The 16,523-nt window shown below is 38.2% G+C and carries 17 protein-coding genes; 5 read left to right on the top strand and 12 right to left on the bottom strand.

Annotated features, from left to right (window positions below; all coding sequences use genetic code 11):
- The first annotated feature begins 16 nt into the window (after positions 1 to 16).
- Complete coding sequence (locus tag BQ5338_RS04500) at positions 17 to 610, top strand: ExbD/TolR family protein (RefSeq protein ID WP_071145591.1); 594 nt, start codon at positions 17 to 19, stop codon at positions 608 to 610.
- Entirely contained in the window at positions 610 to 1,074 is a 465-nt protein-coding gene (locus BQ5338_RS04495) for an ExbD/TolR family protein (protein ID WP_071145590.1), read from the top strand. The genes BQ5338_RS04500 and BQ5338_RS04495 overlap by 1 nt, the downstream gene beginning before the upstream one ends.
- A gap of 55 nt (positions 1,075 to 1,129) precedes the next feature.
- On the opposite strand, the gene BQ5338_RS04490 is transcribed toward BQ5338_RS04495, so the two are convergent.
- Together BQ5338_RS04490 and BQ5338_RS04485 are read right to left on the bottom strand one after the other, a co-directional pair.
- Complete coding sequence (locus BQ5338_RS04490; protein WP_071145589.1) at positions 1,130 to 1,663, bottom strand: GNAT family N-acetyltransferase; 534 nt, start codon at positions 1,661 to 1,663, stop codon at positions 1,130 to 1,132.
- A gap of 26 nt (positions 1,664 to 1,689) precedes the next feature.
- Positions 1,690 to 2,967, bottom strand: a complete 1,278-nt coding sequence (locus tag BQ5338_RS04485) for an IgA Peptidase M64 (RefSeq protein ID WP_071145588.1) — start codon at positions 2,965 to 2,967, stop codon at positions 1,690 to 1,692.
- 218 nt (positions 2,968 to 3,185) lie between these two features.
- Here BQ5338_RS04485 and BQ5338_RS04480 point away from each other — a divergent pair, with 218 nt between their 5' ends.
- A complete protein-coding gene (locus tag BQ5338_RS04480; protein WP_071145587.1) occupies positions 3,186 to 3,662 on the top strand; it encodes an Lrp/AsnC family transcriptional regulator in 477 nt (158 codons plus the stop codon).
- Between the two features lies 1 nt (position 3,663).
- On the opposite strand, the gene BQ5338_RS04475 is transcribed toward BQ5338_RS04480, so the two are convergent.
- The 6 genes from BQ5338_RS04475 to BQ5338_RS04450 all read right to left on the bottom strand — a co-directional run bounded on the left by BQ5338_RS04475 (position 3,664) and on the right by BQ5338_RS04450 (position 7,889).
- Complete coding sequence (locus BQ5338_RS04475; protein WP_071145586.1) at positions 3,664 to 4,158, bottom strand: dihydrofolate reductase; 495 nt, start codon at positions 4,156 to 4,158, stop codon at positions 3,664 to 3,666.
- A 10-nt stretch (positions 4,159 to 4,168) separates the two neighbouring features.
- The gene (locus BQ5338_RS04470; RefSeq protein ID WP_071145585.1) at positions 4,169 to 4,963 is read right to left on the bottom strand and encodes a thymidylate synthase; all 795 of its coding nucleotides are present in this window, start codon (positions 4,961 to 4,963) and stop codon (positions 4,169 to 4,171) included.
- Between the two features lie 66 nt (positions 4,964 to 5,029).
- Positions 5,030 to 6,235 (bottom strand): cardiolipin synthase, encoded by a 1,206-nt coding sequence (gene cls / locus BQ5338_RS04465; protein ID WP_235816382.1) that lies wholly within the window; start codon positions 6,233 to 6,235, stop codon positions 5,030 to 5,032.
- A gap of 79 nt (positions 6,236 to 6,314) precedes the next feature.
- Positions 6,315 to 6,641, bottom strand: a complete 327-nt coding sequence (locus BQ5338_RS04460; RefSeq protein WP_071145584.1) for a DUF5056 domain-containing protein — start codon at positions 6,639 to 6,641, stop codon at positions 6,315 to 6,317.
- Positions 6,628 to 7,173 carry an RNA polymerase sigma factor gene (locus BQ5338_RS04455; RefSeq protein ID WP_071145583.1) on the bottom strand — a complete coding sequence of 182 codons (546 nt, stop codon included), beginning with the start codon at positions 7,171 to 7,173 and terminating at the stop codon, positions 6,628 to 6,630. Before BQ5338_RS04455 ends, BQ5338_RS04460 begins: the two co-directional genes overlap by 14 nt.
- Entirely contained in the window at positions 7,170 to 7,889 is a 720-nt protein-coding gene (locus tag BQ5338_RS04450) for a DUF6249 domain-containing protein (protein ID WP_071145582.1), read from the bottom strand. The genes BQ5338_RS04455 and BQ5338_RS04450 overlap by 4 nt, the downstream gene beginning before the upstream one ends.
- 111 nt (positions 7,890 to 8,000) lie before the next feature.
- On the opposite strand from BQ5338_RS04450, the gene BQ5338_RS04445 reads away from it, so the two are divergent.
- Entirely contained in the window at positions 8,001 to 9,428 is a 1,428-nt protein-coding gene (locus BQ5338_RS04445; RefSeq protein WP_071145581.1) for a methyltransferase RsmF C-terminal domain-like protein, read from the top strand.
- Between the two features lie 82 nt (positions 9,429 to 9,510).
- On the opposite strand, the gene BQ5338_RS04440 is transcribed toward BQ5338_RS04445, so the two are convergent.
- The 4 genes from BQ5338_RS04440 to BQ5338_RS04425 all read right to left on the bottom strand — a co-directional run bounded on the left by BQ5338_RS04440 (position 9,511) and on the right by BQ5338_RS04425 (position 15,979).
- Entirely contained in the window at positions 9,511 to 9,789 is a 279-nt protein-coding gene (locus BQ5338_RS04440; RefSeq protein WP_071145580.1) for a hypothetical protein, read from the bottom strand.
- A 107-nt stretch (positions 9,790 to 9,896) separates the two neighbouring features.
- Positions 9,897 to 11,531: an ABC-F family ATP-binding cassette domain-containing protein gene (locus tag BQ5338_RS04435; RefSeq protein WP_071145579.1), complete on the bottom strand. Its 1,635-nt coding sequence runs from the start codon at positions 11,529 to 11,531 to the stop codon at positions 9,897 to 9,899.
- Between the two features lie 66 nt (positions 11,532 to 11,597).
- Complete coding sequence (locus BQ5338_RS04430) at positions 11,598 to 13,850, bottom strand: inorganic phosphate transporter (protein ID WP_071145578.1); 2,253 nt, start codon at positions 13,848 to 13,850, stop codon at positions 11,598 to 11,600.
- A gap of 56 nt (positions 13,851 to 13,906) precedes the next feature.
- Positions 13,907 to 15,979, bottom strand: a complete 2,073-nt coding sequence (locus BQ5338_RS04425) for an RNA degradosome polyphosphate kinase (RefSeq protein WP_071145577.1) — start codon at positions 15,977 to 15,979, stop codon at positions 13,907 to 13,909.
- 52 nt (positions 15,980 to 16,031) lie between these two features.
- Between BQ5338_RS04425 and BQ5338_RS04420 the strand changes: the two genes are divergently transcribed.
- Positions 16,032 to 16,523 (top strand): metallophosphoesterase family protein, encoded by a 492-nt coding sequence (locus tag BQ5338_RS04420; RefSeq protein WP_071145576.1) that lies wholly within the window; start codon positions 16,032 to 16,034, stop codon positions 16,521 to 16,523.

Here is a 16,523-nt window from a genome sequence, read left to right as displayed (position 1 = left end):
GAGAAAGCATATAAAAATGGCAAAAGAAAAAAAAGGTGTACCTGAGATAAACTCAAGTTCTACGGCGGATATTGCTTTCTTGTTGCTTATCTTCTTCTTGATTACAACATCTATGGATACTGATAGAGGGTTGGCTAGGCGTTTGCCTCCTCCTCCTGAAAAAGATAAGAAACAAGATGATGTTATTGTGAAGGAACGTAATGTGCTCGTTGTCTATCTGAACTTCCAAGATCAGTTGATGTGCGGGAAAGACTATATTAATGTTAAGCAGTTGAGACAAAAGGCCAAAGATTTTATTGCTAATACTTATAATGATGAATCATTACCAGAAAAATATTCTAAAGATATACCTTTCTTTGGAAATGTGATGATTACAGAGAAGCATGTAATTTCTTTGCAAAATGACCGTAACTCTAGATATCAGGCTTATATTGACGTTCAGAATGAGTTAGTGGCTGCCTATAATGAATTGAGAAATGAAAAGGCTCAAGAAAAATGGCAGAAAAATTATGCTGATTTGAACGAAGAGCAACAAAAAGCGATTCGTGAGATCTATCCTCAGAAAATATCTGAGGCTGAACCTAAAAACTATGGAGGAGGAAAGAAGTAATGGGAAAGTTTAATAAAACAGGAAAGCGTGGCATGCCTGCGTTGAATACTTCTTCTTTACCTGACCTTATTTTTACTTTATTGTTTTTCTTCATGATTGTAACAACAATGCGTGAAGTAACACTTAAAGTCGAATTTAAAGTTCCGACAGGTACTGAGTTAGAAAAACTTGAAAAAAAGTCTCTTGTAACGTTTATCTATGTAGGTAAACCTACGGAAGAATTCAGGAAAAAACTTGGTTCTGAAAGTCGTATTCAGTTGAACGATAGTTATGCTGAAATCTCACAGATTCAGGATTATATAACGCAGGAGAGATCTAGTATGAAAGAGCAAGACCAACCTTTTATGACTGTGTCATTGAAGATTGATCAAGAAACGAAGATGGGTATTGTAACAGATATCAAACAAGCTCTTCGACAGGCTTATGCATTGAAAATTAACTATTCTGCGCAGCCGCGTCAGTAATTGGCTAATATTTTAAATAAAAAGAGAGGCTATTCGATCAGGATAGCCTCTCTTTTTATTTAATACCGTATACTTGATGATGGATGATTTTTCTAACTTCAATTGGATCAATTTCACCATCCAAATTCCCATATTCCATTAGGTACATAGGTATCGAAGAGTCTTCTATTCTATAAGCTGGTTGGTAATATTCTCTATCCCATATTGTGAATTTTATTTTCTCATAGAAATTTATTCTTCGCTTTGCTATTTCTGTAATAGGCTGTTCTACTTCCAGAACAATGGGGCAGTTTAGCTGCGTGCATAGATGGCTTAATACTTTTTTTCCATAACCTCCATTTCTTTGTTGTGGATCTATTGCAAAGTGTTCTATATAAGAGAAATTTCCGAAATTCCAGAATGTAATAAGCCCTATTGAGATACGTTCATTTATAATAATGTTGTTATGGAAGTTTGAGTAATTGTCTGTATATTTTCGTAATTCATCTAATTCTCGATACTCTTCACGAGGAAATGATTCGACAAGAAGATTTTCCATATAATTATACTTCTCAACGTCTGTAGTTTTTATGCGTGCTATTTCAATCATTTTTTTTATTCTTTTGCAAAATAATTTTATTCAGTGTAGAATTCTATGATCCTTTGTAAAGCTCGTTGGCAAACCGGACAAAAATTAGCATATTCATTTGTACGCATGCGGCAGTCATACGCAGGGCGATAAATCCCTTTCGCTGAATAGCCACCTCCTTCATAAACTCCAATAGGATATTTTACCTTTTCTGACACTGGGGTTGGTATTGAAGTCTTTTGCTTTAGCATGTCTTCCCATTTGGAAGAGAGATTTATTCGTGTACTTATATTGGGCTCCCAAGGTTCTACATTAAGTGGATAGGTATCGTTCATTACATCTTCATCGTAGAAATATTCGTCGGCTAATCCTCCAAAGCTATGCCCAAATTCATGGACTACTACAGGACGAAACATTTTATGATGAGCAGTCGTTAATGTAAAGGCGTTATAAATGCCTCCTCCACCATATTGATCCGTATTCGCTAATATTATAATATGTTCGTAAGGAATCCCAGCCAAAGCATCATGTATTGCTTTTAAGCGATTAGTAGTTAAGTATCTATCAGAATAGAATGTATCGAAGTGAGATTGGAATGCTGTGTTTCTCCATTGCTTCAATTTAGGGGCACTTACACCACTGTCCGCCGAAGGGCTAGCCACGGCTACAACATTAAATCGGCCTTTCATTGTTTTAAATGGTTCATGTGAGAAGAGGCTTTCGCATGCTGTTTCAGCATCTTGATAAAAGAGGTCCATTTCTGAAAGGCTGTATCCTTCGGCTAATATAGCTATATCTATGCACTCCTGCTCATCACCACTTTTAATGATGTACTTATGGGGAGTTATGTGAGATAGCCCTTTCTCTTTAATTAATATATCGCTAGGGTCTACAATGTGTGTCATTGAAGCTGTAATGTTGTGATGGGTGTCGAGCAATGTAATCTCTATCTCTACGCTGTGAAGAGGGTAGGGAAGTATGAATGTGTTTTCGAAGCCTTTGGGTGTTGTTTTAGCTTCTTCGGTCGATAGCCATTCTTGAAATAGTGAGGAAAAAGATGTTTTATAAATGCATTCTTTGCTCTTTAAATCTCTCATTGTGATTTGCCCATTTCCTTCTAGTGGGAGTTGTGCTAAATGCTGTTTTCTACCAGCCCACGAGGGTAGTTGCGATAATTCATCCAGCGAAATAGCTTGATTGCTAGCGCTACCGGTAAAGATGTAATCAACTCTTAGACTTTTATTGGTGAAATAATCTGCGAAATTTTGAGCATTTATGAAAGGTATAGAGAATAGTAATGCGATAATTGTTGCTATTAGTTTCATCTTTATAAGTGATTAATGTTCTTGCAAAGATAGAACATAATATTGATTCGTGAGAATGTATGTCGCTTGAGATTTTATGAGTTGTATTGAATTATTTCGTTTTAGCAAATAAAAGTAATAGATTGTATTATTTATTGCTAGAATTTTGATTAACTTTGCATATTCATTGCGAAAAAATGCAATGTATTTTTTATATTCACTTATATAACTTGATTTAAATGGGACATCATCAATTGGATTCTTTGGATGAACAGATTCTAAAATTGATTGCCGGGAATGCTCGTATTCCTTTTTTGGAGGTTGCTAGAGCTTGTAATGTATCTGGTGCAGCAATTCACCAGCGCATACAGAAACTTACTAATTTGGGTATACTGAAAGGCTCAGAATACGTTATCGATCCAGAGAAGATTGGTTACGAGACGTGTGCTTATATTGGACTTTATTTAAAAGATCCCGAATCTTTTGATTCTGTGACTAAAGCACTCGAAAATATTCCAGAGGTAGTTGAATGCCATTTTACTACTGGGCAATATGACATGTTTATCAAGATCTATGCGAAGAACAACCATCATTTATTGAGTATAATACATGATAAATTGCAACCATTAGGTTTGGCACGTACAGAAACACTTGTTTCTTTTCATGAGGCCATTAAGAGGCAGATGCCTATTATGGTTGATTTGGAAGAAGATTGATTTATCTTCTGATATAGTTTACGAAAGAATATGGGCAGAGATGTTTTTCATCCGCAGGATGATTTTCTCTGCTTTTTTCATGCCATATATCAAGGTCTATTGTAGGAAAAAAGGCATCCGCTTCATTCGCTTTATTATTTATTTCGGTGATGTAAAGTTCATCGGCTATAGGCAATGCCTGTCGATAGATGCTTTCTCCGCCTATGATGTAAATGGGTCTATCGTCGTGGCTATTTTTTATTGCTGCGTCAAGTGAAGGAAATACTTCTGCATCCGCATATTGTAGTTCCGAGTTAGTAGAGATGACAATATTTCTTCTATTTGGAAGAGCGCCATTCGGGAGCGACTCAAAAGTTTTTCGTCCCATAATGATCGTATTCCCAGTAGTCAATGCTTTGAAGCGTTTTAAGTCGTTGGGTAACCAGAATAACAGTTTGTTTTGAAATCCGATGGCCAGTTTGCTGTCTACAGCTACTATGATTGCTATTTTACTCATGAAATAAGATTTAAATAGATACTTTTCCGGCAATGTGTGGGTGCGGATTATAGTTGACCAACTCAAAATCCTCGTAATTAAAATCAAAGATGTTCTTTACTTCCGGATTAATTTTCATTTGTGGTAATGGCCGAGGCTCACGGGCTAATTGTAATTCTACTTGTTCCAGATGATTTAAGTAGATATGGGCATCCCCTAGCGTATGCACAAAATCACCTGCTTCTAGCCCGCTTACTTGCGCCATCATCTGGAGCAACAAAGCGTAAGAAGCAATATTGAATGGTACACCTAGAAAGATATCCGCACTACGTTGGTAAAGTTGCATGCTTAGTCGACCATTAGCCACATAAAATTGGAATAGTATGTGGCATGGAGGAAGATTCATATTGCTTAGATCAGCGACATTCCAAGCACTCACAATAATGCGGCGAGAGTCCGGGTTGTTTCTGAGTGTGTTTACTACTTCTGTTATCTGATCAATATTTCCTCCTTTGTAATCTGGCCAAGATCGCCATTGGTGACCATAAATATGTCCTAAGTCTCCATTCTCATCTGCCCATTCGTTCCATATGCGTACGCCATTCTCTTGTAGATATTGTATGTTCGTATCTCCTTTTAGAAACCATAAAAGTTCGTATATGATGGATTTCAGGTGAAGTTTTTTAGTTGTGAGGCAAGGGAATCCTTCACTAAGGTTGAAGCGCATTTGATGGCCGAAGACACTAATAGTGCCAGTCCCAGTGCGATCGTTTTTTTTTACTCCTTCTTTCAGTACTCTGTCGAGTAGCTCCAGATATTGTTTCATGTTTTATACTTCGTTAGGTTTTATTGCAAATGTACGTAGAAAGTTTTGTTTTTCTTCTAAAGCCTTTTATATAAATGGCGTGAATATGTTAGCAAACCAGCCAACTACTTTTTTCCACTTAGAGCGTTGCTTCCATCTTTGAGGCGTTAATAAGGTGCTGCTATTCTTGTCTGCTTCAAAAATATCGCTCAATTCTTTTGTAGTTCTTTTGTCAAATATGAATGCATTTGTTTCATAGTCATATCGTAAACTTCGGCTATTCAGATTGGCTGAACCTACGGTGCAAAACAGGCTGTCAATCATCATTGTTTTTGAGTGGTGAAACCCACCATTAAACAGATAGATTTTAGCCCCTCTTTCCATTAATTTGTGAACCAGATAAAAAGATGCTTCGGGAGTGAAAGGGATATCTGACTTTGATGAAATCATAATTTCAACCTTAACCCCACGATCAATAGCTTCTTTTAGAGCTTCTCTTATTGAATGAGTCGGAACGAAATAAGGATTTACAATCTGGATTGACTTTTGTGCGGCTCTGATAGATCTGGCGTACGTTCGACGAAGTTCTTCAGGAGTTTCGTTAGGAGCTCTGTCTACAATTGCGATTTTTTCATTAAAATCGTCGGTCTTTTCGTCTATATCAGGATAGTAGATTTTTCCATTAATATCCTGTTTCGTTACTTTATTCCAGGTTTTAAGGAAAATATCTTGTATATACTTCACGGCATTTCCTTCTATGCGAATGTGCATGTCTCTCCACGCACCTATTTTAGGTAGCCCTTTGATGTAATAATCGGCTATGTTCATACCTCCTAAGTAGCCTGTTTTGCCATCGATTATAGCGATCTTTCGATGATCACGATGAAATGCATGATTGATGTATGGGAATTTGAAAGGGTCGAATTTATATATTTCTATCCCATTTTGGCGGATGGAATCTAACTGTTTTTTCTTTAAAGGACGATCATTAGACCAATTCCCAAAAGCATCGAAGAGTATGCGTACCTCAACTCCTTCACTGGCTTTGATAGATAATAAATCAAAGAGAGCATTGGCTATCGAGTCATTCCGGAAATTGAAATATTCCAGATGTATATGATGTTTTGCTTTTCTTACTTCAGAAAAAAGGTCGATGAATTTTTCTTTTCCACTTTTCAGTAGTTTGCTATGGTTCTCTTTGGTTATGGGTATGTACAGATCTTTTAAGAAATTGATAACGACAGAGTCACTTCTTTGGGCACAAGTATTTAAAGAAACTGTTGCCAACAGAATCGTAAGAATGAATAACTTTAATTTTAGAGTAATCCTATGATTTATCAAAATAATAATGTCTCGTAGTTATAACTGCATGTTAAGCTAGCGAGCAAACCTTGCGAAGGCATAAGACCACAAGTACCACTGCTGCTATCACTAGTGATTTCAGATCAATATGCTCTACTCCGTTTTGCATAATTGATATAAAAATATCTCGTAATGCACCAGCTATTGCCTGTAAGCCATTTAGCGTTATAAATAAGACTAATGCAATGGTAGTACAGAATGATACCCAAAGATTAGACAAGTGTTTGCTATAGCTTGGTAGGCTGTGCATTACACGGCGGCTAAACCCATTATCTTCAATATCTTGTTTTTGTTCGTTGAAGAATTGCTTCAACAGTTTATCATTAGTTTCCATCATAACCGTTTTGTTTTAAGTATGTTGCTAATTTATCTTTGCCTCTGGACAAGTGAGATTTCACTGTTCCTGTTGGGCAACCAACAATTCCTGCAATCTTATCAATGCTTACATCTTCCATGTAAAAGAGAGTGATGCAGATTCGTTCTATTTCTTTCAGCATTTTAAGCGATTGGTAGATATCCATCTTTTCTCCTACATTTTCTTGCTCAGTGCTACACGCCGCATCAATTTCTCTAGTTTCCAAGTCGGTCGTATCCTTTCGACTGCGAATATAGTCATAAAAAATATTATATGCAACACGGTAGAGCCATGTAGAGAAACTTGAGAGATTCTTAAATGAAGCAATATTAGTATATGCCTTTACAAATGTATCTTGTGCCAAATCATCACTTAACTCACCGTCTCCGCAAGTTAGGTTCAGAAAGAATCGCCGGATAGGCGATTGATATTTCTTCACTAACTCGTCAAAGGCCCTGGTATTTTTAAATACCACGACCTGTGCTACTAACGATATGTCGTTAAGTTGACTCATTCTTCGGTTGAAGGCTTATCGCTTTTTTCCTCTTGATTGGCTTTTGCATCCGAAACTTGCTTGTTTCTGCTATTACTTGAATAAGGTCCTTTTTCAATTGAAGAAGACTTTTGAGTGTAGCAGATAACCAATTGTCCTAAACCAGTGAACATGATTAGTAGTCCGATGCATCCTAGTCCAAAGTTCCCTGTTAAAGCCCAAAGAAAGATAAAAAGTCCGATGCCCATGAAGGTGTTTTTAATACCTTTTGTTTGAATATCATTATCCATTCTTTGTTCACTAAACACACCTTCGGGTATTGGTTGCCCAGATGCAAGAGCTTGCTCAACAAGACGATATTTTGCTTTCTTATTTTTATACCGAAAAAAGAAGGTGATAAATATAATGAATATTGGTAGTCCACATCCCATGATAATGGCGATAATGGGAATTAGTAATGCTGCGCTCCCAAAATGTTGCCCGTTAAAGTTAAATGGGAAATCATCATCATCTGTTGTTGATACAGCAGTATTTGAAGCACTATCAGGAGTATCTTCCCATTCAGCAATGAATGTTGTGTCTGAATCTTCATCATTTGTTGCCGAGGCTGTTTTGGTCAATGTAATCTTGGCTTTTCCAATGCTGTCTTTTACAGCAGAAATGGTAATCTTCTTCTGAGCCAGTGTCAGCGTGGAGAATGCGGTAGCTACAATCAGAGCAATAATTATTCGTTTCATATACTTCTGTTTTATTATTATTTATTCTTTGTGTTTTAGACGTAGTTCGCTACTCAGAAAGTTGCAAAGAGACGAATTATTTTTGATATTTGCACTTTTTAATAGAATAAAATGAACTTACCCACTAAATTTGCTACTTATACACGAACCCTCTTGGGAGAAGAAGGTTATAATGCGTTGCTTGAAGCATTACAACAAGACTCTCCCGTCAGTGTCCGACTGAATACCTCAAAAAAGGAGTTTTCTTCAATAACGATTGATGGCATAGTTCCCATACCTTGGTGTGCTACAGGTTACTATCTTCCCGAACGGCTAACTTTTACTTTCGATCCTCTATTTCATGCCGGCTGTTATTATGTGCAAGAAGCTTCATCCATGTTTCTGGAGAAGGTGATGAAGCAGTATGTGCACAAACCTAGTGTGATGCTCGATTTATGTGCAGCTCCAGGTGGTAAATCTACCCATGCTTGTAGTTTGTTACCTTCAGGCAGTTTACTGGTTGCTAATGAGGTGATCCGTTCTCGTTCTCATATTTTGGCTGAGAACCTTACGAAGTGGGGGCAGCCCAATGTTATAGTGACAAATAACGATCCGACTGATTTTTCTAAGCTTGATTCTTTTTTTGATGTCATTTTGGCTGATGTTCCTTGTTCGGGTGAGGGAATGTTCCGTAAAGATGCTGCTGCTATTGAGGAATGGAGTTTGGATAATGTCGAAATCTGTTGGCAACGACAACGGCGCATTATTGCTGATATTTGGCCTAGTCTTAAGCCGGGAGGAATCCTTATTTATAGTACGTGTACCTATAATACAAAGGAAGACGAGGAGAACATTGCTTGGATTCAAGAGGAATTTGGTGGAATACCTTTGGAAGTAGATGTGCCCGGCGATTGGAGTATAAGTGGCAATCTGTCAGGTCGTGATTTCCCTGTTTATCGCTTCTTACCTCATAAAACGGTGGGGGAAGGTTTCTTTCTTGCTGTGCTAAGAAAGCCAAATGCGGAGGAGGAACCTGAACGTTTATTTGCTGCTTCACAACGAAAAATGGCCGATAAGAAAAGCAAAGGGGCGAAACTTCCTAATTCTAATAAAGAGCTGCTAAACATCGTAAAAGATTGGATTGTTGACTCAGATAGTTATCAATTGATAGCAAATGATCGTTTTGTTTCGGCTTTTCCTCGCTCTTATTTTGCTGAATTGAGCAAGTTGCAACAGTCGCTACATATTGTTCAGGCGGGTGTTATGTTGGCTGAAATGAAAGGGAAAGATATAATTCCCAACCATTCACTCGCTATGAGCAAAATAATGCGTCCGGGAACTTTTCATACTGAAGAAATTGGCTATGAACAGGCTATTGCCTATTTGCGCAAGGAAGCTATTTTGCTTAACGAAGCTGCACCTCGTGGTTATCTTTTGGTTACTTATAGAGGTGCTCCATTGGGCTTTGTGAAAAATATAGGCAATCGAGCCAATAACCTTTATCCTCAAGAATGGCGAATTCGTAGCGGGTATTTACCCCATGAAGTCCGAACTTTGTAATATATAGAAAAGCAGATATTCAATATTTATTTTGAATATCTGCTTTTTTTAGCTTAAAACAGCTGTCTTTATAGCATCAATTTTATTTCTTCTTTGCAGCTGCTTCTTTGCAGCAAGATTTCTTTGTGCTATCGGCTTTGCAGCAAGCTTTTTCTGTTCCTTTTTTTGAGGCGTCAGCAGTTTTGCAACATTCTTTTTTAGCATCTCCTGCTTTGCAGCAAGCCTTACCGTCTTTCTTGTCACATTTCTTATCGCATTGTTCCTTCTTTACTTCTTTTTTCGTCGTTGTATTTTGAGCATTGGCTGTTGTAAACAAACCCATTGCTGCAACAAATGCAGCGCAATAAAATAGTCTTTTCATATTATTCTTTTTTTAGAGTTGATAAAATCGTATATTCTTATGAGAATCACAAAGAAAGCATATTTTATCTTATTATAGCTCTTATCAAAGCATAAAAAATATTATAATTATTTCTTTTCTAATTCGTTTAGCGAATCCATTTTCTTTTTCTCTAAGAATTCATAAATGCCACATAGGTGCTCTGTGATCTTCTTATTACCAAATTCGTAGACTTTTGTCACTAAACCATCAAGAAAATCACGGTCATGCGATACAACAACTAATGTTCCGTCAAAGTCGGCCAATGCTTGTTTAAGAATATCTTTCGTTTTCAAGTCAAGGTGGTTAGTCGGTTCATCTAATATTAGTAGATTGATGGGCTCTAAAAGTAGCTTGATCATTGCTAGTCTTGTTCGTTCGCCTCCCGAAAGTACTTTTACCTTCTTGGTCGACTCTTCTCCACCAAACATGAAAGCGCCCAACAGATCGCGTATTTTATTTCGTATATCCCCTTTGGCTACATCATCAATTGTTTGAAATACAGTTAGATTTTCATCCAACATTGAAGCCTGATTTTGAGCGAAATAACCAATTTGCACGTTATGACCCAGCGTCAAAGTACCATCATGCTCTATTTCTTTCATGATACACTTTACAAGTGTCGATTTACCTTCTCCATTTTTGCCAACAAAAGCCACTTTATCTCCTCGCTCTACGGTTATATTAGCATTTCGGAAAACGGTATGCTCCCCATACGTTTTTCCTACATTGTCCATGATTACCGGATAATTACCTGAGCGTGGCGATGGAGGAAACTTTAGTCTCAATGCCGAAGAATCTTCTTCGTCCACTCCAAGGAGATCGAGCTTTTCGAGCATTTTCACCCTACTTTGAACTTGTGTTGTTTTAGAGTAAGTACCTTTAAATCGATCTATAAATTCAGTGGTGTCAGCAATAAACCTTTGTTGTTCATCATAAGCTTTCTGCTGTTGTTCTCTTCTTTCTTTGCGCAGCTCCAAATATTTGGAGTAGTTCACTTTATAATCATAAATGCGTCCCATCGTTACTTCGAGGGTTCGCGTGGTGATATTATCAATAAATTTGCGGTCGTGGCTGATAACGATAACAGCTTTGGCACTATTGATCAAGAAATCTTCTAACCATTGAATTGACTCAATGTCAAGGTGGTTGGTAGGTTCATCGAGCAATAACACATCAGGCTTTTGTAAAAGCAATTTGGCCAGTTCGATGCGCATTCTCCATCCACCACTGAAATCTTTTGTTTGACGATTGAAGTCTTCGCGTAGGAATCCTAAACCCAATAATGCTTTTTCTACATCTTCTTCGTAATTTGTAGCATCAATGGCATAGAATTTTTCACTTATGGTAGAAACCTCCTCGATGAGAGCCATATAGCTGTCCGTCTCATAGTCCGTACGAGTTTCCAACTCTTTATTGAGGCGCTCTATTTCGGCTTCCATCTCATGCTGCTGAGCAAAGGCTTGAGCGGTTTCTTCGAAAACAGTTCTTCCATCTTCCGTCATCAAATGCTGCGGTAGATAGGAAATGACGCACTCCTTTGGTGCAGAAATCTTTCCGCGTGAGGGTGGTCTGACACCCGCCAGAATCTTTAATAGTGTACTTTTACCCGCGCCATTTTTGCCCATTAGGGCGATGCGGTCTTTTTCGTTGATAACAAATGAAATATCACTAAATAAGGTGGATCCACCGAACTCTACGGCTAATCCGTCTATTGAAATCATGTTTAATCGTTTAAAATGAAGCGCAAAGATAGTACATTTAAATGCCCTTTGCCAAGTGCATTAGGATTAAAAATCAGTATCCATCTGAAATTTGCGACTTACTTTCATCAGGTTTATAGTGTAGGTTACTACGTTTTGTGCCTCTTGAACCATTGTCAAATAAACCATACTCACTTTAATACTACCACCTTTTTGGCTCTGAATACGCTTTAGTTCTTCTCGCTTCAGATGTGCTAATTGAGCGTTGAGTGTATTTCCAGTATTGATGTTGTCATCAAAATCTTCAAAATTGTTTGTATCTAATTTTTCCTTGCATGAACGAATCAATTCGGTAATGTCTTTGGATACGTCTGCAAATTCGGCTTGTTGCGTTTCATCAAGCGGGTTGAAGTTATTGTCGATGTGCTCTAGGCAAGGTTCGCAAAGACGACTGATGCTATAGACTAGTTCACTGGCAAAATCATTGCCTTGATAGTAATAGAGTCCTTTTTCAAGTACCGTATTGTTATCTAGGCGACACATGGCCAACGTTCCGCTACGTTTCATTTGCTTTAACAGCTGCTTTTCAAATTTGCTAGCTCCCATAGCTTTACGTAGCCCTCGCAAGTTTTCAGTAATAAATGAAGTGACGATGCGGTTAAAATTCTCTTCCGCATATTCTAATACTTTTGTAAGTTCCTCACGTGTTAGTATTCTCATTAGTCCCAGAGCCTGTGCACTATCTGTGCTGCGCATTAACTCCTTAAAAGTCTCATTTACTTTTCCCTTTTGATTTTTTTTCTTAAATAATAGTTGGCTTCTGAGTAAGATAAATGCAGCTAAAGCAATCATCAATACAATGGCCACGGTACCCCCAAAATAGATCACCATTGCTACAAAGAAACAAATAGTAAAAGCTGCACCTGCTGTCAGAAACCATCCTCCGATGACAGAGAGTACACCGGTTATGCGGAATACTGCTGAATCTCTTCCCCAAGCTCTGTCAGAGAGTGAACTACCCATTGCAACCATGAAAGTGACGTAGGTTGTAGAGAGTGGCAACTTCAATGAAGTTCCTAAGGCGATTAAAAGACCGGCCAATACTAGATTGACAGATGCACGCACTAAGTCGAAAGCTGCGCCATCAGCAATGATAGCTTCATCTTTACGAAAACGTGAATCGATCCATTGTTTTGTGTTTTCAGAAAGAACTTTTGAGAGAGTGTTGGACGTTCCAAGGCTGATACGTACAAGCGTGCGAGCTATGGGAGTGCTGCCAAAAGATTCTTCTCCTTCATCCTGGCGAGCTAAGTCAACAGATGTTTTCACTACCCCATGTGCCTTTTTAGAGGTAAATAAGGAATATACCATGATGGCTCCCGCACCAATAAGGAAATACCAAGGAGTTTGAGCCGGGCCCAAAAGTGAGGTCATAAGATAACTATCCGGAGTAGCTCCGGCTCCGTTTGCTGTATAGTCAATGAAAGATGAATAACCAGCTAAAGGAACGCCGATGAAGTTCACCAAATCATTGCCGGCAAATGCAAGTGCCAGAGAGAAAGTACCCAACAATACGATGATTTTGAATACATTAATTTTTAGCCAGTGCAGAATTTGCATTAGTACGGTGAAAAAGCCTAAACATCCTAAGACAATCTGAAGAGTATTTGTGTTTATCCATTCTATGTTTTCTTTAGTCATGAATGAACTGCTTTTCAATCCGTTGATGAGCATAAAGTATATGATTGCAGTCGCTGCTATGCCGCCAAACACTCCGATACTGTATTTCATATTCTTTCTGTAATTGAAAGAGAAGATAACACGGGCAATGTATTGCACTAGCATACCAAAAAAGAAGGCTATAGCTACTGATACGAAAATAGCCATGATGACGGATAGTGCTTTATCCGTGTTAATCAAATCGCCCAATTCGAATTCACTGCTTCCGTGAACTTTGATCAATGCTAGGGCAAACGTTCCTCCGAGGAGTTCAAAAACCATAGACACAGTTGTTGAAGTTGGCATTCCCATGGAGTTGAAAATGTCCAATAGCACCACATCTGTGAGCATCACAGCAAGAATAATACACATAACCTCATTGAAATAGAAATATTCCGGCTGATAAATGCCATGCCGGGCAATGTCCATCATTCCGTTAGAGAGGGATGCCCCGATGAAAATACCGATTGCCGAAACAATCATGATTGTTTTGAAAGATGCCGCTTTTGCACCTATAGCTGAATTGAGGAAGTTTACTGCATCATTACTGACACCGACCATTAAATCGAAGATTGCCAGCACGAATAAAAAGATAACAATACCAAGATAAAGAGTTTCCATAAAATATGTCTTCTGTTTCTAGTGCGCAAATATATTGCAAATATGCGTTATCTATGTTACATACGTGTTTCATTTTTCATTTTGAGATAATTATAGAAAGCATATTGTGCTCTTAAGGGGGGGAGAGAGTCTCCATGCTTGAACACATTGCGTAAATGTTCGTTAACAAAGCAAGCTTTTTGATTGTCTTTTAATTGCAATTCAAGCATGTCAATCATCTCCTGTCGAAGATCAAGGTCCAGAATAGGTACTACAGCTTCTATTCGTCGGTACAGATTGCGTCTCATCCAATCGGGTGAACCTAAAAAGACTTTGGGATCGCCATTATTACCAAAGTGCCATACACGGGCATGTTCCAAAAAACTATCTACAATTCGGGTGATGCGTATGTTCTTGCTATAGGGTTGCCCCGGTATCAGGCAACAGATTCCACGAATGATGAGGTCGATCTCCACTCCACTCATGGAAGCTTCATAAAGTCGGTTAATCATGTTAGGATCTTGAAGTGCATTCATTTTTAATATGATGCGTCCTTTCTTACCACTTTTCGCTAGTTGTATCTCATGATCGATAAGTTTATCCAGTTCAGGTATTAAGTTGAACTGAGAAACAAGTAAGTACTTAAAATCCCGAACCTCCTTCTTTTCAAGGGTAAGGAAAAGGTTGTGGAGATCATTCACGATTTCCTTGTTGCAAGTGAATAATCCTGTATCCGCATATACATTAGCCGTCTTCTCATTAAAATTTCCAGTACTTATATAAGCATAGCTACGAATCAGGTTACCTCTATCGTTCTGACGTAGTATAAGAGCGACTTTAGCATGCACTTTTAATCCGGGGATACTATAAATAATATTGATGCCTGCTGCTTTCATCATCTCGGCTGTAGCCAGATTGTTTTCTTCATCAAAACGAGCTTTGAGTTCAACAAATACAGTAACCTTCTTTCCGTTGATTGCGGCAGATATGAGTGTGTTTATCACAGCCGAGTTCTCTGCAACGCGATACTGGGTGATCATAATTTCTTTGGTTAGCGGATCGTGTACTGCTTCATAGAGAAAATGGGTGAAATGTCCGAAAGAGTGATAAGGATAGTGTATTAGCAAATCTTTTTTTGCGACGTATCGAAAGATTGAATCCTTGCTGTCAAGGCATGCAAGTTTCATTGGTTGGGGCTTTATCTTGCATTTAAGATCTTTATTGGGATTGGGCAATCGATGCAAGTCTTCTAGGTTTAAGTGTCTGTCGCCCGGGACCAGTTCATTCTTGTCGATGTGATAAGCTTCCATAAGAAAGTTCAGAAAATCATTAGGCATCTGGCGATCATAAACAAAACGGCATACGGCACCGATCTTACGCTTCTTCACCTTTTTCTTCACTTGTTCTACTATGTCTGAGTTATCCGTATCATCAATAAAAATATCAGCATCTCTTGATATTTTAACGCAGTAGCTGCAGTCTACTTCATACCCGGGAAATATAGTGCTGATATTGGCTTTGATAATATCTTCAATATACATTATATAATAATGGTCTTCGTGTTTAGGAAGCTCTATGAAGCGAGGCACTTTGCTATAGGGCATCTTCATCACGAAATATTGTACATGATTTGGATCGTCTTTACTCGTGCCGAGAAGAAATAGACGTACAGCCAGATAAAGTCTATTGTCTCTTAAAAAAGAAATTACTTTGTTTCTCCACAGAGGTACCGGTTGCAGGTAAGGAAAGATTTCTTCTTTAAAGAAATTACGCACAAAATCTCGATGAAAAGGTTCGATGTTATGGCTTTGATAGAAGATAATTTGGTTTTCGCGAAGAGCCGGAAGAATTTTATGCTCGTAGATACGAATACGCTCTTCTAGTTGTCGGTTGACCTCAGAACTGATTTCTCCTAAAAGCTTGATTGATGATTGGACGGATTCTTCATCGTTTTTTGCTACACCTGTAGCTATGGCCTTATGGTCAGCTACACGTATCTTATAAAATTCTTCAAGATTCGAAGAATAGATAGCGATGAAATTAATACGCTCATATAGCGGGAGGCGGTCATCATCGGCTTCCAGTAGCACGCGATAATTGAAGGATAGCCAACTGATATCACGTTTGAAGTAATTATAGATGTTTTCCATCGACTTAGTTTGCTCCAAATATACTACCTTTGCAAATATAAACAAAGGAATTATGACAAGAATTGGTCTATTATCAGACACACATGCTTATTGGGATGATAAATATCTTACTTACTTTGATACTTGTGATGAGATATGGCATGCCGGAGATATTGGCTCTTTGGAGGTTGCGCAGAAGTTGGCTGATTTTCGCCCTTTTCGTGCTGTATATGGTAATATAGATGGGCAGGATATACGACGAATATATCCGCAGATAAATCGCTTTACGGTAGATGGAGCTGAGATATTAATAAAACATATCGGAGGCTATCCTGGCAATTATGATTCTTCAGTTCGCGGTAGTTTGCTGGTTAAGCCTCCTAAACTTTTTATTAGTGGGCATTCGCATATATTAAAGGTGAAATACGATAAAACACTTGGAATGCTTCATATCAATCCCGGAGCCGCAGGCACATCTGGGTTTCATAAGGTGCGCACAATGGTGCGTTTTAGTATTGAGAATGGAGAGTTTAAGGATTTGGAAGTAATAGAATTGGCCGGATGA

Origin of the sequence: Bacteroides ihuae (assembly GCF_900104585.1) — a bacterium.
Taxonomy (GTDB): domain Bacteria; phylum Bacteroidota; class Bacteroidia; order Bacteroidales; family Bacteroidaceae; genus Bacteroides; species Bacteroides ihuae.
Note: the sequence above shows the minus strand (reverse complement) of the source record. Positions and strands in the feature narration are given on the sequence as shown.

Excerpts from the sequence above, each read along its gene's own strand:
- BQ5338_RS04455 (WP_071145583.1), bottom strand. The coding sequence starts at position 7,173 with ATGAGTCAACTTAACGACATATCGTTAGTAGCACAGGTCGTGGTATTT.
- BQ5338_RS04450 (WP_071145582.1), bottom strand. The coding sequence starts at position 7,889 with ATGAAACGAATAATTATTGCTCTGATTGTAGCTACCGCATTCTCCACG.
- BQ5338_RS04435 (WP_071145579.1), bottom strand. The coding sequence starts at position 11,531 with ATGATTTCAATAGACGGATTAGCCGTAGAGTTCGGTGGATCCACCTTA.
- BQ5338_RS04460 (WP_071145584.1), bottom strand. The coding sequence starts at position 6,641 with ATGATGGAAACTAATGATAAACTGTTGAAGCAATTCTTCAACGAACAA.
- BQ5338_RS04490 (WP_071145589.1), bottom strand. The coding sequence starts at position 1,663 with ATGATTGAAATAGCACGCATAAAAACTACAGACGTTGAGAAGTATAAT.
- BQ5338_RS04480 (WP_071145587.1), top strand. The coding sequence starts at position 3,186 with ATGGGACATCATCAATTGGATTCTTTGGATGAACAGATTCTAAAATTG.
- BQ5338_RS04440 (WP_071145580.1), bottom strand. The coding sequence starts at position 9,789 with ATGAAAAGACTATTTTATTGCGCTGCATTTGTTGCAGCAATGGGTTTG.
- BQ5338_RS04425 (WP_071145577.1), bottom strand. The coding sequence starts at position 15,979 with ATGGAAAACATCTATAATTACTTCAAACGTGATATCAGTTGGCTATCC.
- BQ5338_RS04500 (WP_071145591.1), top strand. The coding sequence starts at position 17 with ATGGCAAAAGAAAAAAAAGGTGTACCTGAGATAAACTCAAGTTCTACG.
- BQ5338_RS04430 (WP_071145578.1), bottom strand. The coding sequence starts at position 13,850 with ATGGAAACTCTTTATCTTGGTATTGTTATCTTTTTATTCGTGCTGGCA.
- BQ5338_RS04470 (WP_071145585.1), bottom strand. The coding sequence starts at position 4,963 with ATGAAACAATATCTGGAGCTACTCGACAGAGTACTGAAAGAAGGAGTA.
- BQ5338_RS04445 (WP_071145581.1), top strand. The coding sequence starts at position 8,001 with ATGAACTTACCCACTAAATTTGCTACTTATACACGAACCCTCTTGGGA.
- BQ5338_RS04495 (WP_071145590.1), top strand. The coding sequence starts at position 610 with ATGGGAAAGTTTAATAAAACAGGAAAGCGTGGCATGCCTGCGTTGAAT.
- BQ5338_RS04475 (WP_071145586.1), bottom strand. The coding sequence starts at position 4,158 with ATGAGTAAAATAGCAATCATAGTAGCTGTAGACAGCAAACTGGCCATC.
- BQ5338_RS04420 (WP_071145576.1), top strand. The coding sequence starts at position 16,032 with ATGACAAGAATTGGTCTATTATCAGACACACATGCTTATTGGGATGAT.
- BQ5338_RS04485 (WP_071145588.1), bottom strand. The coding sequence starts at position 2,967 with ATGAAACTAATAGCAACAATTATCGCATTACTATTCTCTATACCTTTC.